The organism is Acinetobacter sp. A47, assembly GCF_000805455.1.
Classification (GTDB): domain Bacteria; phylum Pseudomonadota; class Gammaproteobacteria; order Pseudomonadales; family Moraxellaceae; genus Acinetobacter.
In genome coordinates this window covers 461,526-479,640 of record NZ_JSUS01000071.1, presented here as the reverse complement: position 1 = coordinate 479,640, position 18,115 = coordinate 461,526, and the positions used below count along the sequence as shown (strand labels likewise).

15 protein-coding genes, 2 tRNA genes and 1 pseudogene are annotated in these 18,115 nt (G+C 45.1%); 10 read left to right on the top strand and 8 right to left on the bottom strand.

What is annotated here, in order from left to right; translation table 11 throughout:
- The first annotated feature begins 115 nt into the window (after positions 1-115).
- The gene (locus OC23_RS17680) at positions 116-1,549 is read left to right on the top strand and encodes an amino acid permease (RefSeq protein WP_038346285.1); all 1,434 of its coding nucleotides are present in this window, start codon (positions 116-118) and stop codon (positions 1,547-1,549) included.
- Between the two features lie 70 nt (positions 1,550-1,619).
- Here the strand turns inward: OC23_RS17680 and OC23_RS17675 are convergent, their stop codons facing one another.
- Positions 1,620-3,119, bottom strand: a complete 1,500-nt coding sequence (locus OC23_RS17675) for a PLP-dependent aminotransferase family protein (protein ID WP_038346284.1) — start codon at positions 3,117-3,119, stop codon at positions 1,620-1,622.
- Between the two features lie 154 nt (positions 3,120-3,273).
- On the opposite strand from OC23_RS17675, the gene gabT reads away from it, so the two are divergent.
- Together gabT and OC23_RS17665 are read left to right on the top strand one after the other, a co-directional pair.
- Positions 3,274-4,566 (top strand): 4-aminobutyrate--2-oxoglutarate transaminase, encoded by a 1,293-nt coding sequence (gabT, locus tag OC23_RS17670; RefSeq protein WP_038346283.1) that lies wholly within the window; start codon positions 3,274-3,276, stop codon positions 4,564-4,566.
- Entirely contained in the window at positions 4,563-6,011 is a 1,449-nt protein-coding gene (locus tag OC23_RS17665; RefSeq protein WP_038346282.1) for an NAD-dependent succinate-semialdehyde dehydrogenase, read from the top strand. Before gabT ends, OC23_RS17665 begins: the two co-directional genes overlap by 4 nt.
- Positions 6,012-6,120: 109 nt before the next feature.
- On the opposite strand, the gene OC23_RS17660 is transcribed toward OC23_RS17665, so the two are convergent.
- The gene (locus OC23_RS17660) at positions 6,121-6,798 is read right to left on the bottom strand and encodes a hydrolase (RefSeq protein ID WP_038346281.1); all 678 of its coding nucleotides are present in this window, start codon (positions 6,796-6,798) and stop codon (positions 6,121-6,123) included.
- Between the two features lie 136 nt (positions 6,799-6,934).
- Here OC23_RS17660 and OC23_RS17655 point away from each other — a divergent pair, with 136 nt between their 5' ends.
- Positions 6,935-7,855, top strand: coding sequence for a LysR substrate-binding domain-containing protein (locus tag OC23_RS17655; protein WP_038346280.1), 921 nt, complete (start codon positions 6,935-6,937; stop codon positions 7,853-7,855).
- Between the two features lie 8 nt (positions 7,856-7,863).
- Here the strand turns inward: OC23_RS17655 and OC23_RS17650 are convergent, their stop codons facing one another.
- On the bottom strand, positions 7,864-8,790 hold the full coding sequence (locus OC23_RS17650) for a LysR substrate-binding domain-containing protein (protein WP_038346279.1): 927 nt from the start codon (positions 8,788-8,790) through the stop codon (positions 7,864-7,866).
- Positions 8,791-8,859: 69 nt separating this feature from the next.
- On the bottom strand, positions 8,860-9,486 hold the full coding sequence (gene ycaC / locus OC23_RS17645) for an isochorismate family cysteine hydrolase YcaC (protein WP_038346278.1): 627 nt from the start codon (positions 9,484-9,486) through the stop codon (positions 8,860-8,862).
- Positions 9,487-9,775: 289 nt separating this feature from the next.
- On the opposite strand from ycaC, the gene OC23_RS17640 reads away from it, so the two are divergent.
- The 4 genes from OC23_RS17640 to OC23_RS17620 all read left to right on the top strand — a co-directional run bounded on the left by OC23_RS17640 (position 9,776) and on the right by OC23_RS17620 (position 13,634).
- Positions 9,776-10,642, top strand: a complete 867-nt coding sequence (locus OC23_RS17640) for a pirin family protein (RefSeq protein ID WP_038346277.1) — start codon at positions 9,776-9,778, stop codon at positions 10,640-10,642.
- Positions 10,643-11,076: 434 nt separating this feature from the next.
- Complete coding sequence (locus OC23_RS17630; RefSeq protein WP_038346275.1) at positions 11,077-12,375, top strand: FAD-dependent oxidoreductase; 1,299 nt, start codon at positions 11,077-11,079, stop codon at positions 12,373-12,375.
- Between the two features lies 1 nt (position 12,376).
- A complete protein-coding gene (locus OC23_RS17625; protein ID WP_038346274.1) occupies positions 12,377-13,204 on the top strand; it encodes an SAM-dependent methyltransferase in 828 nt (275 codons plus the stop codon).
- Between the two features lie 7 nt (positions 13,205-13,211).
- Positions 13,212-13,634 carry a GFA family protein gene (locus tag OC23_RS17620; RefSeq protein WP_038346273.1) on the top strand — a complete coding sequence of 141 codons (423 nt, stop codon included), beginning with the start codon at positions 13,212-13,214 and terminating at the stop codon, positions 13,632-13,634.
- A 9-nt stretch (positions 13,635-13,643) separates the two neighbouring features.
- Here the strand turns inward: OC23_RS17620 and OC23_RS17615 are convergent.
- Both OC23_RS17615 and OC23_RS19680 read right to left on the bottom strand, forming a co-directional pair.
- Positions 13,644-13,719 (bottom strand) — tRNA-Thr (locus OC23_RS17615).
- A gap of 106 nt (positions 13,720-13,825) precedes the next feature.
- Positions 13,826-13,960: pseudogene (locus OC23_RS19680) on the bottom strand (gamma-glutamylcyclotransferase); the annotation flags it as partial.
- 295 nt (positions 13,961-14,255) lie between these two features.
- Here OC23_RS19680 and OC23_RS17610 point away from each other — a divergent pair.
- A complete protein-coding gene (locus OC23_RS17610; RefSeq protein ID WP_038346272.1) occupies positions 14,256-15,698 on the top strand; it encodes a DNA cytosine methyltransferase in 1,443 nt (480 codons plus the stop codon).
- Between the two features lie 63 nt (positions 15,699-15,761).
- Positions 15,762-17,078 carry an MvaI/BcnI family restriction endonuclease gene (locus tag OC23_RS17605; protein WP_038346271.1) on the top strand — a complete coding sequence of 439 codons (1,317 nt, stop codon included), beginning with the start codon at positions 15,762-15,764 and terminating at the stop codon, positions 17,076-17,078.
- Between the two features lie 33 nt (positions 17,079-17,111).
- Here the strand turns inward: OC23_RS17605 and OC23_RS17600 are convergent, their stop codons facing one another.
- Both OC23_RS17600 and OC23_RS17595 read right to left on the bottom strand, forming a co-directional pair.
- The gene (locus tag OC23_RS17600; RefSeq protein WP_038346270.1) at positions 17,112-17,573 is read right to left on the bottom strand and encodes a very short patch repair endonuclease; all 462 of its coding nucleotides are present in this window, start codon (positions 17,571-17,573) and stop codon (positions 17,112-17,114) included.
- Positions 17,574-18,003: 430 nt separating this feature from the next.
- Positions 18,004-18,093 (bottom strand) — tRNA-Ser (locus OC23_RS17595).
- Positions 18,094-18,115 lie beyond the last annotated feature (22 nt).

Sequence of the window (18,115 nt, the reverse complement as noted above, 5' to 3'; positions counted from 1 at the left end):
AATATTCAGACATGGATGATGCATAAAAACGACTAGCTGTTTAGAGCATATTTGCCCCTTTGGAACAGCTTGTTCTGGAGAGGGGATATGTGCCTCAAAAGAAGGAAGAATAATAATGATATCAACCCCCGAACATTCTAATGCCAGCCATGCACAAGGCTTAAAAAGTGGCTTGAAGTCACGTCATCTGACCATGATCTCGATTGCCGGCGTCATTGGTGGTGCCCTGTTTGTCGGCTCGGGCAATGTTATTTATGCTGCCGGGCCAGCAGTGATCCTGGCCTATGCCTTAGGTGGTTTGCTGGTACTTTTCATTATGCGTATGCTGGGTGAAATGGCCGTACTGAATCCGGATAGCGGGTCATTTTCGACCTACGCAGACCGTGCCATTGGACGCTGGGCCGGGTTTTCCATAGGCTGGCTGTACTGGTGTTTCTGGACCCTGTTGATGGGATGGGAGGCCTATGTTGCAGGCAAGATCTTAAATAGCTGGTTTCCTTTTATCCCGATCTGGGGCTATATGCTACTGGTGATTGTGTCCCTGATCTGGGTTAACCTGAAAGATGTCAAAAGCTATGGTGAATTCGAGTTCTGGTTTGCCCTGATCAAGGTGGTGGCGATCATCATCTTTCTGGTCATTGGCAGCTTAGCCATCTTTCATCTATGGCCTTGGGGTGAACTTGCCCAAACAGGTTCCGCCGGCCTGCTACAGCAAGAATTCATGCCCAATGGTATTGCACCGGTGATTACTGCCTTACTCGGGGTGATGTTTGCCTATGTCGGTGCCGAAATTGTCACAGTTGCTGCTGCTGAAGCAAAAAGCCCTGAAAAAGAGATTCGTAAAGCGTCTAATTCGGTGGTCTGGCGGATTTTATTGTTTTATGTCGGCTCCATGCTAATTACCGTCTGTCTTATTCCACATGACAATCCCTTATTAAAAGATCCGACCTGGGGCACCTATAGTGTCACCCTGACCGCACTGGGCATTCCCGAAGCACGTCATATTGTCAATTTCGTGGTGCTCACCTCGGTATGTAGCTGTTTTAACTCGGCGCTGTACACCTGTTCGCGTATGCTATTTTCACTTTCCAGACGGGGCGATGCACCTCAATGTCTGGCGCTAACCAACCGTCAGGGCAGTCCGTGGATCGGGGTTTTATTTTCCAGCCTGTTTGCCATTGTCGCCGTATATTTAACCGCAACCGAAAGCATGAATGTCTATGATGTACTGATGATGGCAACAGGTACGGTTGCCCTGTATGTGTATTTGGCGATTGCCTGTTCACAATTGCGGATGCGTAAGCAATACCAGCGCGAAGGCAAGCAGATTGATTTTAAAATGTGGTGTTTCCCATGGATGACGTATGCCGTGATTTTTATCATTATCGGTTCATTGCTGGTCATGCTGATCGAGGGGACTTATTTTAAAGAAGTAACCTATACTTCCATGCTGGCCTTGGCGATTGTACTGGTGGGAATGCTGGTACAGAAACTGAGTAAAGGAAAACTCGGGAAAAATACCTTGGTACAGGAAAAACAGTCGATCTGAGCACCCATCAAGGAATATTTTTAAAGCATGGAGTATCTCGCGACGGAGATTCTCCATGTTTCATTTTTGTTCAAGGCAATGTGGTCACCCCGGCTTCGCGTAGGCATTGCAATAACACACCAAAGGCCATCACCATGTCTTTTTCATTGACACAGGCAAAGCCCAGCAACAGTCCGCGCTGGGCGTGTGCATGAGAGTGCATATAATATTGTGACAGGGCACGCACCTTGACACCACGTTCCAGCGCCGTGGCAGCAATGGCGACATCGTCACAGTGGGCAGGCAGTTTAAGTACCAGATGTAAGCCTGCTGCTTCATCATACTCATGCAAAAACGCTGCTCCCAGATAGCGATTAATCAGGCTGACCAGATAATCGCGTCGTTTGCCATAGAGCAAACGCATACGACGGATATGTGCTTCATAATGGCCTTCACGGATAAACTCGGCCAAGGCTTTTTGTTCCAGCAGATGTCCACCCCGGTATAACTCCGCTGCCACAATCCGTAATGGCGAAAACAGCGGTTTAGGTACCACCACATAACCAATCCGTAAAGACGGATAAATGGTTTTACTGAAGGTGCCCATATAAATCACGGGCGCATCATTTTCCAGACCTTGCAGTGAAGGATAAGGCTGGCCCGAGAAGCGGAATTCACTGTCATAATCATCTTCTACAATCCAGCTGTGATGCTGACGCGCGATCTGGATCAGCTGTTTTCTTCTGTCCAGACTTAAATGCGAACCGAGGGGATACTGATGAGATGGCGTCACAAAAATCAGTTTGGGCGGCTCGGCAGGCTGCTGTTCCGGAATAATGCCTTCAGCATCAACCGGCATGGGCTGAATATCCAGTCCATTGATCCTGAGCGTGTTGCGCATGCCCCAATAGGCCGGGTCTTCAATCCAGACACGGTCACCGATATCACTGAGCGCCCGTGAAACCAGATCGATGGCCTGATGAATACCCTCGGTAATAATAATCTGGTCCGCATCACATTGTACTGAACGGGCCACACGTAGATAGTCAGCCAGTGCGCTGCGCAATTCAATACAGCCACCTGCGCTGCTATAAATCAGCCGGTTAATATCGGGTTCACGGCTAAGACGTGCCTGTATGCGACTGAAAATATGATGCGGAAATTCGGTTACATCGGGTGCGCCCGGGACAAAAGCCCCCCATTGATGCGGTGAGGCAGCGGCATAACCGAGCAAGCTTGAACCGCGCTGGGACAGGGCAAAAGAAGTTTCCTGCCGGGTGAGGGGAGCAAGCTTTTTATCTGTCTTGGTATTTAAAAAGGCTTCAGGCAATTGCTCGGCCACCCAGGTGCCATGTCCGGTACGTGCCTCCAGATAGCCTTCAGCCTGAAGCTGTTCATAGGCTGAAAGCACCGTATTACGGGAAACATGAATTTCACTGGCTAAATCGCGTGAAGCCGGTAAACGCGTTTTGGGCTGGATCACGCCTTCGATGATCGCCCCGCGTAAACAGCGAAACAGACGTTGATGTAGTTTTCCTTCCATGTCCTGTTGGAGACGTTGTAATAAATGGTCTCCAAGTAAACTACGCAATTGGCTCTCTCCTTCAATTTAAAAGTGGCTCTCGTCACTGGCCTTCATACGCGCGAAATTACAGCTATAGACAGTCATTGTAAAACATCCCAGAAAAAATCAAGCTGGATGTCGGGCAACGCTGTAATAGATGATGAAAATATGAGGGAATTAAATGAACGCTCAACATTCTGCACTTAACACACGTAAACAGCAAGCCACTCCACGTGGTGTGGGCGTAATGTGCCAGTGGTATGCAGCAAAAGCGGAAAATGCCACAATCTGGGACAAGGATGGCAATGCTTTCATCGATTTTGCAGGTGGCATTGCAGTGCTCAATACCGGTCATCGTCATCCCAAAGTGATTGCTGCGGTGACTGAGCAACTGACAAAGTTTACCCACACGGCTTATCAGGTCACGCCTTACGAAAGTTATGTGGCGCTGGCAGAGCGGATTAATGAACGTGCTCCAATTGCCGGTGCTGCCAAGTCTGCTTTTTTTACCACGGGTGCAGAAGCAGTTGAAAATGCGGTGAAGATTGCCCGTTGTTATACTGGCCGTCATGGCATTATTACCTTTGGTAACGGATTCCATGGACGCTCTTTCATGACCATGGCCATGACCGGTAAGACAGCGCCTTACAAACGCGATTTCGGAGTGATGCCAGCGGGTGTGTTCCATGCGCGTTATCCTGTACCGGCCAAGGGCATTAGTGTAGAGGCCGCTATTGCCAGTGTTGAAGATATTTTTAGTGAAGATGTTGCCCCGCATGATGTCGCGGCGATTGTTCTGGAACCTGTCCAGGGAGAAGGCGGTTTCAACGTGGTGCCTGCCGATTTCCTGAAACGTTTACGTGCCTTATGTGACAAGCATGGTATTTTGCTGGTGGCCGATGAAGTGCAAACCGGTTTTGCCCGGACTGGCAAACTGTTTGCCATGGACCATTTCGAGACCAAGGCCGATCTGATCACCATGGCAAAAAGCCTGGGTGGCGGTTTCCCGATTTCAGGTGTAGTCGGGCGTGCAGAAGTCATGGATGCGCCAAATCCGGGTGGTCTGGGCGGGACTTATGCCGGTAACCCGATTGCGGTTGCTGCAGCCCATGCAGTTATTGACGCGATTGAAGAAGAACAGCTATGTGAGCGTGCCAATGAACTGGGTGCCGAGCTGGTGGCGACGCTGAAAGAAATTCAGCAGGCATCAGGTGATGTGGTCACGGATATTCGTGCTCTGGGTTCCATGGTGGCAGTTGAGCTGGAAACAGCAGAACAAGCAAAAGCTGTACAAAACGCTGCAATGGAGAATGGCTTGTTACTTCTGACTTGTGGTAAATACGGTAATGTCATTCGTTTCTTATACCCATTAACGATTCCTACCGCACAATTCCGTCAGGGTCTGGAGATCTTGAAACAAGGTTTTGTGGCGCTAGAAACAAGTCGCCTAACAGCAATGGAGCAACCTGCATGATTCAAGACAATTTGCAGTATCTTTTAAAACATCCCGATATTGCATTTCATCAGCCTGCATCAAATGACTATATTGAGGTTCAAGATGCAGCAACAGGCGAAACGCTGGCATGGGTCAAAACCTATGACCGTGTAGCCGTTGATGCGGCAATCCAGCGTTCTGCCCAGGCTCAGGCTGCCTGGAAAAAGCAAACTGCACTGGCGCGCGCCGATGTGTTGTTGGCCTGGTATAACCTGATGCTTGAGCATAAGGAAAATCTGGCACAGATTTTAACTGCTGAACAAGGTAAGCCGCTGGCTGAAGCCCGGGGTGAAATTGCCTATGCAGCCTCTTTTATTCGCTGGTTCGCCGAGCAGGCACGCCGTATCGATGGTGAAGTTTTAACATCTACCCAGCCGAACCAGCGTTTACTGGTGATTAAACAGGCGATTGGGGTGACTGCGGCCATTACGCCGTGGAATTTTCCGGCAGCGATGATTACCCGTAAGGCAGCTCCTGCGCTTGCGGCTGGCTGTAGCATGCTGGTCAAACCTGCAGAGCAGACCCCATTAACCGCTTATGCGCTTGAAGTCTTGGCTTTACAGGCTGGCTTGCCTGTCGATCTTTTAATCAATATCAGCGGTGATGCGGTTGAAGTCGGCAAAACCTTATGCGAAAGCGATATTGTGCGTAAGCTTAGCTTCACCGGTTCAACCCAGGTCGGTCGTATCTTGATGCAGCAATGTGCACCAAGCATCAAAAAGCTTTCACTTGAGCTAGGTGGAAATGCGCCAGTACTGGTATTTGATGATGCCAACCTCGAGCAGGCCGTGCAGGGCATTATGGCCAGCAAATACCGCAATAGCGGTCAGACCTGTGTATGTGCCAATCGTATTTATGTGCAAGATGGTATTTACGATGCTTTGGCAGATCGTCTGGTGGAAGCGGTGTCTAAGTTGAAAGTGGGCGATGGCCGTCAGGAAGGTTCAACCCAGGGGCCACTGATTGATGAAGATGCGATTGCCAAAGTCCAGTCGCATATTGCTGATGCAACTGCCAAAGGGGCAACGCTACGTATTGGTGGACAACGTTCGGCTTTAGGTGGCACTTTCTTTGAACCGACCGTATTGACGGGGGTCACCCAGGACATGAAGGTGTCTAAAGAAGAAACCTTCGGGCCGCTGGCACCTTTATTCCGTTTTAAAACTGAAGATGAAGCGGTAGCGATGGCGAACGATACCGAGTTTGGTCTGGCAGCGTATTTATTTACCCAGAGTACGGCCCGTCAATGGCGAGTCGGTGAAGCACTGGAATACGGCATGGTCGGCATCAATACCGGTGCGATTTCCAATGAAGTTGCACCTTTTGGTGGGGTGAAACAGTCAGGCTTAGGCCGTGAAGGTTCAAAATTCGGTATTGAGGAATATACCGAAATGAAATATCTGTGTGTGGATTTATCTGAATAAGACATAAAAAACGTTTCATGTTTTAGCTTAGCGAGGTGCTACACAGCACAAGTTTGATAAAAAGCCAGTCATGCCCATTCATGACTGGCTTTTTTCACTCTGACTGGGCTTAGCGGGCCGAGTCCAGTATTTCATTATTCTGAACCACAGCCTGCGCTTTGCTGTAGCTTTCGATCAGTAACTGGTAGGCAGGGAAAATCTGGGTATAGACCTGTGCCCATTGCTGTGCATCATCACGGTTCCAGCTACGCTGGATTTCAGAGGCTACTGCTGCAGTATCGATTGGCACCACACCTGCCTGTACCACACGGGCCAAGGTAATTTCTTCTGCCATTTTGCTATAGGTGCCCGAAGCATCAATCACGGCAAACACTTTATAGCCTTCAGCAACCGCACTAATCGCAGGGAAAGCCATACACACGCTGGTAATGGTCCCTGCAATAATCAGGGTGTTACGTCCCGTCGCTTTTACGGCATTGACAAAGTCCGGATTGTGCCAGGCATTGATTTCACCTTTGCGTGCGATATATTGTGCATGCGGTGCATTGGCATGAATCTCGGGAATCAGCGGTCCATTGGGACCTTGTGGAACGGAGGCCGTGGTGATCACCGGAATTTTAGCCAGACTGGCAATTTTGGCCAAGGCAGCAGCACGCTGACGTAACTCGGGCATGGGCATATCACCGACGGTCTGGAACAAGCCGCTCTGATGGTCGATCAATAGCATCACTGTATCATTGACATCAATCACGGGGGCCTGACCATTGAAATTTGCTGGTGTTGTCATTGTTGTATCCTCATCCTGTTATGGTTGGTATAATTGATGATATAGGCAGGACGATGGCTGAAAAATATCTGTAATAGGATATATTGTCATGCTAGAAGAATAATACTGCTGAGTACATACAGGTCGAGCAAATAAGATGAAAGATTTAAATGACTTATATTTCTTTGTCAAAGTCATCGATTGCGGTGGTTTTTCTGCTGCCAGTCAGGAACTGATGGTCACCAAATCCTTATTGAGCCGCCGCATTGCCGAGCTGGAGGAACGTCTCGGAGTCAAGCTGATCAACCGGACCACCCGACAGGTCTCGATTACCGAGGTCGGGAAAATCTATTACCAGCATTGCAAGGCCATGTTGATTGAAGCTGAGGCCGCCGAGGAGGCTATCGAGTTTTTAACTGCGGAGCCGCGTGGACTGATCAAATTGTCTTGTCCGACCAATTTATTACATATCAATCTTAGCCAGATGCTGAACGAGTTTTTGCAGCTATATCCCAAGATCAGTCTGCATGTGGAAGCCACCAATCGCCGTGTAGATTTGATCAACGAACGTTTTGACCTGGCGGTACGCATCCGGCCTTTGCCTCTGGCAGACAGTGATTTGATTGTGCGGGAGCTGGCACTGGCACGGCAGTTTATTGTGGCCAGCCCAGACCTGTTACATCAGTTTTATTCGATTACTGAACCGCAGCAGTTAACACAATTTCCGGTGTTGATGATGGAATCCTTTGCACCTGAATATCATTGGCAATTATTTTCGCAAGATGAAAAGGAACTGAAAGTACAGTGTCATCCACGACTGACCACCACCGATCTGACTGCGCTTAGGGAAGCTACCTTGCAAGGTCTGGGCGTGGCAAAATTGCCGGAACTGATGGTGGCCGAGGATATCAGACAGGGCCGCCTGATTCATGTTTTGCCCGAATGGCAACCCAAGCCTGAGCTGATCCATCTGGTGTATACCTCCAGACGTGGACTACTGCCATCGATGAAATTATTGATCGATTTTCTGGTCAAAAAGTTTGCCGGGCTGAAACAGCAGAACTCGGTATTGTATTAAAAATTGCACTATAACGAATAGCCGCTGTCAGTTTTTGCCAATTCACGCAAGCCTGTCATCAAGGTTTCAATCAGCTTTTCCACCACCAGACGCTGGCCTTTACGTGAAGCATAGACCAATTGTACGGTACCACGGTTGGATTTCCATTCCGGGAGCAAATGTAGCAGTTTGCCTTTTTCAATATCGGCCTGAACTGTCAGGTAGGGCAGGTCGGCAATGCCAAGACCATCACGGACAGCATAATATACACCTGCCAGATCATTGCTTTTGACCCGGGGCTGGTACGGCACATCGACCGTTTCATTGCGTTCTACATGACATAAGTGCCAGTAATATTGATGCTTTTGTATGCCCAGGGCCACGCTCGGATAATGCTGCAAGTCTGAATAATGCTGAAGGGTCTGGCCTTGCAGTAATTCGGGTGCAGCGACCAGACAATGTTCAGTGCGAATCACATCACGGACAATCAGGCTGGAGTCCTGATTGGGTTCAAAACTGGTACGGATCGCGATATCAATATCATCATGTAAAATATCGACACGGCGACTGGTCAGCTCCAGAGAGATGTCAACTTTGGGATAGCGTTTTAAGAACTGGTTCAGTAATTTACGAATCTGGAAATGCATCATCAACGGTGGGCAACTGATCTTGACCATGCCTTGCGGTTCATTTTTCTGTTTCAGCAAAATATTTTCGGCACATTCCACTTGTGCAATGACCTTACAGCATTCTTCATAGAACTCCTGGCCCAGATCAGTGACTTTAAAATGCCGGGTGGTACGCTGGATCAGGCTGACATTAAACTTCTGTTCAAGTTCAATGATGCGACGGCTCAGCTTGGATTTGCTGATATTTTCAGCTTCGCTGGCTGCACTAAATCCGCCGTGTTTCACCACCAGATAGAAATAATGAAAGTCATCAAAAGAGTTGATCAAGGCAAAGCAGATCCGGTAAATACGACAAGATCAGGATAGCATTAACTGTCCTGATCTTAATAGGGTGGCTTATTTTTCTGCAGTATTGGTGAAATAGCTGGTCATCAAGTTGCGATAATCCGGAATGTGATTTGAGAACAGCGCTCCCAAACCTTCGATATCATTACGCCAGTCACGGTGCAGTTCACAAGCCATCCCAAACCAGGTCATGAGCTGTGCGCCGGCTTGTGACATACGCTCCCATGCTGCATCGCGGGTAAGCGCATTGAAGGTGCCTGAAGCATCGGTAATTACAAAGACTTCAAAATCTTCTGCCAGTGCAGACAGGGCAGGGAAGGCGACACAGACCTCGGTGACCACACCGGCAATAATCAATTGTTTTTTACCGGTGGCTTTCACGGCCTTGACGAAATCTTCATTGTCCCAGGCATTGATCTGCCCTGGTCGGGCGATATAAGGTGCATCGGGAAACATGTCTTTGAGTTCGGGCACCAGTGGACCATTCGGGCCATTTTCAAAGCTGGTGGTTAAAATGGTGGGTAAGTTGAAGTATTTTGCCGCATCGGCCAAGGCCAGCACATTGTTTTTAAATTTGTCTGGATCGATATCGCGTACCAGCGACAGCAGGCCAGCCTGATGATCGACCAGAAGGACGGCTGCATTGTCTTTGTCCAGGCGAATATAGTCTTTAGTCATGGTTGTATCCTTATGTTTTTTTGTGAACAAGAACACGGAAAAAGCAAGCCAGTTTCCGTACTGTCTGAAATGATGCTAGTTAAATTTTTAGCGCAGATGAAGGGCAAAAAATGAGATAAACAATATCAAAAATAGGACGATTGATCATGTTTAACCATTCATACGCTTTTTAATTTTAAATTGTCCTATAGATAGAATAATGTGTTGCCAATCCAAGGCTATAAGCCGTGCGGTTACAGCGCTACAATAAATTCCAATAACAGCACTTCTAGGCTATAGGAGAAACCCGATGAAAAAAATTCTTGGTGTGTATCAAAATAAACACATGCACTGGGTCGGTGATGGTTTCCCGGTATATAACCTGTTTTCTTATGACCGTTTAGGCCAGAGCCTGAGTCCGTTTTTGTTACTGGACTACGCTGCGCCTTATCGCTTTGACCCGACTACGGTGCAACATGGTGTCGGTTCGCATCCCCATCGGGGCTTTGAAACGGTCACCATTGCCTATCAGGGTGAAGTGACCCATCAAGACTCGAGTGGTGGCGGTGGAACCATCAAAGCAGGCGATGTGCAATGGATGACTGCCGGTGGCGGGATTCTGCATCAGGAATTCCATTCGCCCGAATTTGCCCATCAAGGTGGCTTATTTGAAATGGTACAGCTTTGGGTCAATCTGCCCGCCCATGCAAAAATGACACCGGCAAAGTATCAGGCCATTGAAGCAGGGCAGATTCGGCACATTGCACTGGATGATGCAGGTAGTGAAATGCGCATTATTGCAGGTCAATATCAGGACGTGGATGGCGCCGCGACCACTTTTAGTCCGGTCAATGTCTGGGATGGCACGATTGTACAGGGTCAGCAACACAGCTTTTATGTGACCGAAGGCCATACTGCTTTATTGGTATTGCTCTCTGGACAAGTGACGTTAAATGATAGCCAAAGCATTGCAGCACCCAGTCTGGTGGTGCTGAGTCGTGAAGATATCGAGTTTAGTCTCAAGGCAGAACAGGACAGTAAATTCCTGATCCTGACGGGCCAGCCACTAAATGAACCGATTGAAGGTTATGGGCCTTTTGTCATGAACAGCAAAGCCGAAATCATGGAGGCTGTGCGTGATTTCAATAGTGGCAAATTCGGTCATATGGATGCTTGATAACTGATTTAAATCAAGTGTTTATATAAGAAAGCCTGTCATGCTTTTGAAGCATGGCAGGCTTTCGCTATAAGGGTCCTCTATTGATTTTTTTAATTTATTGTCACTTATGGTTATCCAGCTTATTATGTGACTTTGTTCTCGTTCTTATACAAAGAGCATAACGCTAATTTTGTGCCTTGCAAAGCCCTTAAAACCCCGAAAATGTAAAAATAAAGAATGTTCTGTATATTTTTGTGGCCTTAAAAGTAATATTTTGATTTTTTTCATGGGCTTAAGTTGAAAAATCGAATTGTGATAAAATGTAACAATAAATGAACAATCAAATTCAACAAAAGTCTGGCTGAAAGGCTGAATCTGGTATTTTTTAATACCGTGTTTAGTCAAACTATCAGTCATAATCAAGAAAAATCATCAACTGATGGGACATAATTTTGGATATTGCAATTATCGGCAGTGGAATGGCAGGACTTGCCTCAGCCAGAATCCTACATGATGCAGGACATAAAGTAACGATATTCGAAGCGCTCGAAGGTCGGGGCATGGATAGTCACAGTATTGATTTTGATGGTGGCATTATTGATGCACCCTTGCGTGTCATGAATCCAAAACTCTGGAAAAATACGCTCAGTCTGGCCAGTTATTTAGGTATTGAAACCTTTCCTGTGCGTACCTTTATGGCATGCAGCTGGTTATTTGAAGACCGGACAGAGACCTGGCTGACCACTTCACGTAGCCGGATTGGAAATTTTCCGATTATTAATAACCGCAAAGGTATCCAGCAATATGGCTGGCGTCTGGTCAAGGGGATGTTGCAGCTGAAAACTGCAGTGCATCAATTCTTTAAATCAGACAAACAGGACATCACTCTGGCCGAGTTCATCAATCAATATCATATTGAGGAAGTGTTCTGGCATGGTACGGTGATGCCGGTGCTGTATACCATTTGTACCTGTCATCCCAAGACTATCGGGGAATGGCCAGCAAAACCGTTACTGGAATTTATTCGCCAGTTGACCGAAGGTGAAGCCTTGTTGCGTATGAAAGGTGGTACGCCTGCATTGGTTAACCGCCTGATTGAAGGCATTGAAATTCATAGCGGCTCACCGGTGAAGACGGTGGAAGAGCAGGGCGATAAAGTGCTGGTGGAAAATGATCAGGGCGATAGCCAGCGGTTTGACCGTGTGGTGATTGCCACGCCAACCCCTGCGATTGAAGGCTTCCTGAAACAGCCACAATTTGCTGAAGATATTGCCTTGCTGAAAAAATTCCGTTTTGAAGAAGGGGATCTGGTGATTCACACCGACCCGGTAGTGATGCCACAACGCCGGAAGGACTGGGCCGTGCTTAGTTATATGATGGACCGCAAGTTTACCCGTCAGCAGTTTACCGTGTGGATCAACGCCATTGAACCAAGTCTGGTCGGTAAAAATGCTGTATTCCAGACCTGGTGCCCGGTGATCGAAATTGATCCGAAGAAAATCATTTCCAAGGTCAAACTGACCCGTGCGGTGGTCGATTCTGAAACAGTTGCCTTGAATAAACAGATCCAGCAGCGCCATTTAGAGCAGAACCGTAAAGTATTTTATTGTGGTTCGTGGTCATGTGATGGCTTGCCAATTTTAGAGTCGGCAGTGACTTCGGCCATGCACATCTCTGAAATCTTGGGTGCTCCGGCGCCGTTTGTTGGGCTAAAACCAAAAGTGAAGGTTGCACCCGAACTCGGTTATTAATATGCGCTCCTTCAAGCAGGCACTGATTGAAAAAGTCATCGGGCATAAATATGCCATTGATGCCCGGCATCTTGGAGATGATGCAGTGCTTGCCTGGAGCAATCTGGGCTTTTGGCAGGGCCAGCAGCAGGACTATGCGCTGGCTTGCCAAAGTCTGGCCGATCAGATCGCTGCCTCTCTACAACTCAAATCAATAGATCGTGTTTTAGATCTGGGCTGTGGACAAGGGGCCAGCCTGTTGCACTGGCTGCAGCAGTATCAAATTCAACAGCTGAGTGCAGTTGAACTGCAGCCTGCCTGTGTGCAACGAATTCAAAAATACTTACCGCAAGTTCAAATTTATTGTACAAATTTTTTGAATTTAAAAGCACTGCCACTTTTGAATTCATTTGATGCAGTGCTATGTATCGATGCAGCTTATCACAGTAATTTGAATTCATTTCTTAATGCCGTGTCCCCAGTTTTAAATTCAAAAGGCCGAATCGCATTTCATACCCTGATGTGGTCAGAGAACTGGGCAAACTGTGGATATCTTCAACAGCAGCAATATCGCTATTTGTTAAAAAGTGCCGATGTGCATTGGCAACAGCTGCTGGATCAGCAGCAGCTTGAGCAGACCTTGGTGCAACAGGGTTTTGGTGAAATTCAGATTCAGGATTTTTCCGAACCGGTGTTAAAGGGTTTTGCTCAATATATTGAGTCGCGAAAAGCTGAAAAGCATGGTTTTGATTTTTCCCGGTTCAAAATCGAGATGACTGCCAAGTTGTGCCGAAAACTCTATCAGGATGGATTAGTGCGTTATATTCAGGTCAGTGCAGTAAAACAGTGAGAATAAGATGCCAAATCAATATAAAGGTTCATGCCTGTGTGGGGCGGTGAGCTATCAGGCCGAGGTTGCGCCACGTTATCGTTTTAATTGTCATTGTCGTGATTGCCAAAAGGCGACGGGCAGTGCCTATGCGCCGATTGCATTCTTTCATCAATCTGAACTGAAGATCGAAGGCGAACTGAAATATTTTGAATCTCTGGGATTGTCTGGCAAGCCGATTCGCCGTGCCTTTTGCCCAACCTGTGGTTCGCAAATGTTTGGTTTGCCTGAGCTAGTGCCGGAGATGATTTCAATTCGTGCAGGAACGCTGGATGATCCAAATCTGTATCAACCACAAGCAGAATGTTTTGTGAGTCATGCCAATGAATGGGATCTGTTAAATCCGGATATTGCGCATTTTGAGAAAATGATGGGGAAGAAAAGAGAATAAAGCGAGAAATGGTGCCGGCACACGGATTCGAACTGTGGACCTACTGATTACAAGTCAGTTGCTCTACCAACTGAGCTATGCCGGCAACGTGGCGAGAATTCTACAGAATCTGTTTAAAAAAACAAGCGAAAAAATAAGCAAACGGATGTAAGTAATGAGTGTATAGACTTTTTACCAGTTGCATCTTGATCATTCGTTGCATAAACAAAAGAATCAATGATTTCGCCTGTGTTTAAATGGGCTTTGACAGGCACACATTGATAGCCTGCACCCTCGAATTCGTCCAATTGTTGCCAGTGTTGTTTCAGGTTGTCTGAGAAAAATACAAGCTAATATTTAGATACTGTATTGCGAGAGTTACAGATAAAGTTATAAATATATTTCTCATATATTATCAATGATTTTAGTTATAATTTATTAGATTTTTTGATTTCCTCTTATTCATCTAAAGAAAGAATTTCCTTTTTTCTTGTTTCTCATATTATTTTATTACCTGATTTTTTTCATCGCATAGTCAGCTCTTGTATGTTTTAATTTTTTATAACTTCGCAAATACTTTTCTTTATATCTGGGTTAAATGAGTGATAAAATGTCACTTAAAGTTCCCAAATAGAAATTGTAATGAAAGAGTTCCTGTCCCAAGCAGATGATCTGCATGAACAATACTTAGTTCAAGAAACTTTAAAAGTAGAGTCACATAAGGTTTTGGTTAGACAGGTATTAGAATCTTATGACCAGAAATCGGTGGCAGAAATACTTCGTAGGGTTAGTCAATGTGATTGGACACGAGAAACTCTAAACCGGTGGCTTAATGGTAAGGGTATACAACGGTCACTTACCCAGATCGAGGTAGACATGCTTCAGCAGATGTTACCAAAACCTCCAGCTCATCATCCGGATTATAAATTCCGTTTTATTGATCTGTTTGCCGGTATTGGCGGGATCAGGAAAGGATTTGAAGAAATTGGTGGTCAGTGTGTCTTTACTAGTGAATGGAATAAGGAAGCAGTCCGAACTTATAAGGCTAACTGGTATTGTGATCCTGAAAGACATAAATTTAACGAAGATATTCGCGAGATTACGCTGACTGAAGATCAAGATATAGACATTAATAAAGCCTATCAAAATATTGATAATGAAATCCCGGATCATGAAGTATTACTAGCCGGTTTTCCATGTCAGCCATTTTCTCTGGCAGGAGTTTCAAAGAAAAACTCGCTTGGCAGGGCCCATGGTTTTGAATGTGAAGCCCAAGGTACGCTATTTTTTGATGTAGCTAGGATTATTGCGGCGAAACAGCCGGCTATCTTTGTACTGGAGAATGTGAAGAATCTAAAGAGTCATGACAAAGGTAAGACCTTCCGAGTCATTATGGAGACTCTGGATGAGCTAGGTTATGATGTTGCCGATGCTGAAGTAAATGGTCCAAATGATCCTAAAATTATTGATGGTAAAAACTTTCTTCCCCAGCATCGTGAGCGTATTGTGTTAGTAGGTTTCAAACGTAGTCTAGGTATTAAAGGGGACTTTACCTTAAAAAATATTAATCAATTCTTCCCTGAAGTCCGTCCGACAATACAGAATATTCTAGAGCCAGAAGTTAATGACAAGTATATTTTGACTGAAAATTTGTGGAAGTATTTATATAACTATGCCAAGAAGCATCAAGCAAAAGGTAATGGTTTTGGCTTTGGATTGGTGGATCCCAAAAATCCTGGTAGTATCGCAAGAACATTATCTGCTCGTTACCACAAGGATGGTTCGGAAATCTTGATTGATCGTGGTTGGAATATGGAGCATGGAGAGACTGATTTCGATGATCCTGATAACCAGAAAAACCGTCCGCGTCGTCTTACACCCCGAGAATGTGCAAGACTGATGGGTTTTGAAAAACTGGATGGAAAAGACTTCTTCCGTATCCCGGTTTCTGATACTCAAGCCTACAAACAGTTTGGTAATTCGGTTGTCGTGCCTGTCTTTACAGCCGTTGCTAAACTGCTTGAATCTTACATTTTACGCGCAGTAGAAATCCAAGCTAAAGGAAAACATAAGATTTCTGCATGAAAGCTATAAAAATCACTTAAATAGCGGTACGATTCGGTCAGAAGAGTAAGGATTGGATCGTATATGGCGAATATCAGTCAGATATCACAAATAATGCAGGCTTTAGGGGCAACTCGGATCCTGCTCAAACCACTGTCTAATAATGATAATTCCAAACAGCAGATCTATTTTGGAGGTAGTTTTGAAGTCCTTCAGGATTTTCCATTAGGCGAGATCCGTGCAGATGGAGAGTCCAGTAAAGGACCAATATTTAAGGCGCCTCTCAAACTTTTATGGATTACACCAGATGGAAAGACTGAAGAAGCTATAAACTCCCAAGTCATCCTTTATCCCAAATATCCAGAAATAAGACTTTCCGGGTTCCTTCGTGGCTGTTCACTAGCACCTAGTAAAATAATGAAACCCCCTACAATAGAAGAACGCGAATTATTTGCAAGCCGGAAACGAGGTATGATACTTGGTCTGGCGGAAGACAAAGTCTTCGCTTATACAGGATCATGGGATGAAAAAATTTCAGAGCAAATTCAGGAGTATGCTGAACATAATCAAGGAAAGAAAGTCCTGTCGGTTTTCTACGAATATTATTCCAGCCTCGCTGACAGTCAGGATCTCTTACTAAGAAAGCTCAAGGAAATTTACAGCAAGGGACCGATAAGATCCAGAAGACTGGACAAAAGCGGCAATATAATCTTTTACAATGCACCAAATGGGGCAGGTTTTACTCTCGAATGTGAATTTGGTATTGTTCCGAACGGAAATGCCAACCCTGATTTTCTTGATTGGGAACTGAAAACAAGATCGAAAAGCAGCACTACTCTGATGACTCCCGAACCAGATATCGGACTCTATCGTCACAGCTATGTAAATTTTATGAAGGCTCATGCGAACCGCAGGCATCCTGATAAATTCTATTTTACAGCTAAACATCATGTGGGAATGCGGAATCCGGAAACTCATCTAACTCTTTTTATTGAAGGTTATGATCCCGAAAAAAGAAAAATTACTCAAAGCGAGGGAGGTTATTTTCTGAAAAATGATAATGGAGAGATTGCCGCTGGATGGACCTTTAGTAAACTGCTCAACCACTGGAAGAATAAACATACCAAGACCTGTTATGTCTCATATAAAGATGTAGAGATCGATAGTTCTAAACATTATTATTTTGGTCCTAAAGTTTGTCTGGCTACAGGTGCAAGTATTGAAAAATTCTTGCATGCCCTGTCAACCGGTATTGTTATTTATGATCCAGGTTGTAAATATGCATTGGATCCAAGTACCGGGAAATGGAGACAGAAAAAACGCAACCAGTTCAGGGTTTCAGCAGTTAATTCTGCCTCTCTCTATGATAATTACAAAGAACTGAATTTGTCGGAGTTATAATGGAATTCATAATTTATACAGTGAAGAATCCCTTTATAATTGAGGTTCTTCTCTGATTTCAAGCAATTGTTCATTTCCTGTAAGCCATTCGGTAATAGTATTAACTAATTTCGCTGGGTCTTTTCTGGCTCTACGGATACTGCATTCCCAGATAATACAGACTCTCCATTTACTTGTTAGTAGAAGACCTACTACTCTGTGGTCATTGGCCCGATTACGGCAAATTTTTTCTCTCCAGAATTCGGTCCGTGTTGCTGGTAACTTGAAAAGACGACAATCTTGATGGCCATGCCAGAAACACCCATGAATAAAAATTACAGCTTTATATTTTGGTAAAACTATATCAGGTTTTCCTGGCAGATCCTTGACATGGAGACGGAAACGAAATCCCTTTTTATGAAGTAAACTGCGGACAAGCAATTCAGGTTTTGTATTGCGCCCTTTAATCCCAGCCATCATTAAGCTACGTTTATAGCTATCTACTATATCTGTCATAAAAATTAATTCTGTAATTATCTAGGAATTATTAATATTTTTATAGTTTAAATATTGAACGCTAATAAAGCTTAAAAAATAACATTACTGAATCAAAAGTACTTCAAATGTTGCCTTAAAAGCCAAATAGCGTAAAATTTTTATAAAAGGGTATATTTTAGGAATTTTCTTTCAGCATATGAATTAATTAAATGATCGGAAAAACTAATCCAAAATTACTGCATGCAGTTTAAATATTATTTATATACGACAGAACGACTTACTAAGATTTCAATCGGTTCTTTGAAGGTTTCATAGGGTAGTTAAAAATATTTATTGTCTATACTTTGGATGATATCTTTATATACTCAAAAACATTCATTGAGCTTGGCTAAATAGTTATTCTAATTATTTTTTCTACTAAGTAAATAAATTGCATAAATCAAAATTCTGGCGGTGAGAGAGGGATTCGAACCCTCGATACGCGCAAACGTATACACACTTTCCAGGCGTGCTCCTTCAGCCACTCGGACACCTCACCAAGGTGTGCGATAGTAACCAAA

Bases quoted from the DNA above. Each gene is read 5' to 3' on its own strand.
- OC23_RS17665 (WP_038346282.1), top strand. From the start codon at position 4,563: ATGATTCAAGACAATTTGCAGTATCTTTTAAAACATCCCGATATTGCA.
- OC23_RS17610 (WP_038346272.1), top strand. From the start codon at position 14,256: ATGAAAGAGTTCCTGTCCCAAGCAGATGATCTGCATGAACAATACTTA.
- OC23_RS17680 (WP_038346285.1), top strand. From the start codon at position 116: ATGATATCAACCCCCGAACATTCTAATGCCAGCCATGCACAAGGCTTA.
- gabT (WP_038346283.1), top strand. From the start codon at position 3,274: ATGAACGCTCAACATTCTGCACTTAACACACGTAAACAGCAAGCCACT.
- OC23_RS17600 (WP_038346270.1), bottom strand. From the start codon at position 17,573: ATGACAGATATAGTAGATAGCTATAAACGTAGCTTAATGATGGCTGGG.
- OC23_RS17655 (WP_038346280.1), top strand. From the start codon at position 6,935: ATGAAAGATTTAAATGACTTATATTTCTTTGTCAAAGTCATCGATTGC.
- OC23_RS17640 (WP_038346277.1), top strand. From the start codon at position 9,776: ATGAAAAAAATTCTTGGTGTGTATCAAAATAAACACATGCACTGGGTC.
- OC23_RS17605 (WP_038346271.1), top strand. From the start codon at position 15,762: ATGGCGAATATCAGTCAGATATCACAAATAATGCAGGCTTTAGGGGCA.
- OC23_RS17620 (WP_038346273.1), top strand. From the start codon at position 13,212: ATGCCAAATCAATATAAAGGTTCATGCCTGTGTGGGGCGGTGAGCTAT.
- ycaC (WP_038346278.1), bottom strand. From the start codon at position 9,486: ATGACTAAAGACTATATTCGCCTGGACAAAGACAATGCAGCCGTCCTT.
- OC23_RS17660 (WP_038346281.1), bottom strand. From the start codon at position 6,798: ATGACAACACCAGCAAATTTCAATGGTCAGGCCCCCGTGATTGATGTC.
- OC23_RS17625 (WP_038346274.1), top strand. From the start codon at position 12,377: ATGCGCTCCTTCAAGCAGGCACTGATTGAAAAAGTCATCGGGCATAAA.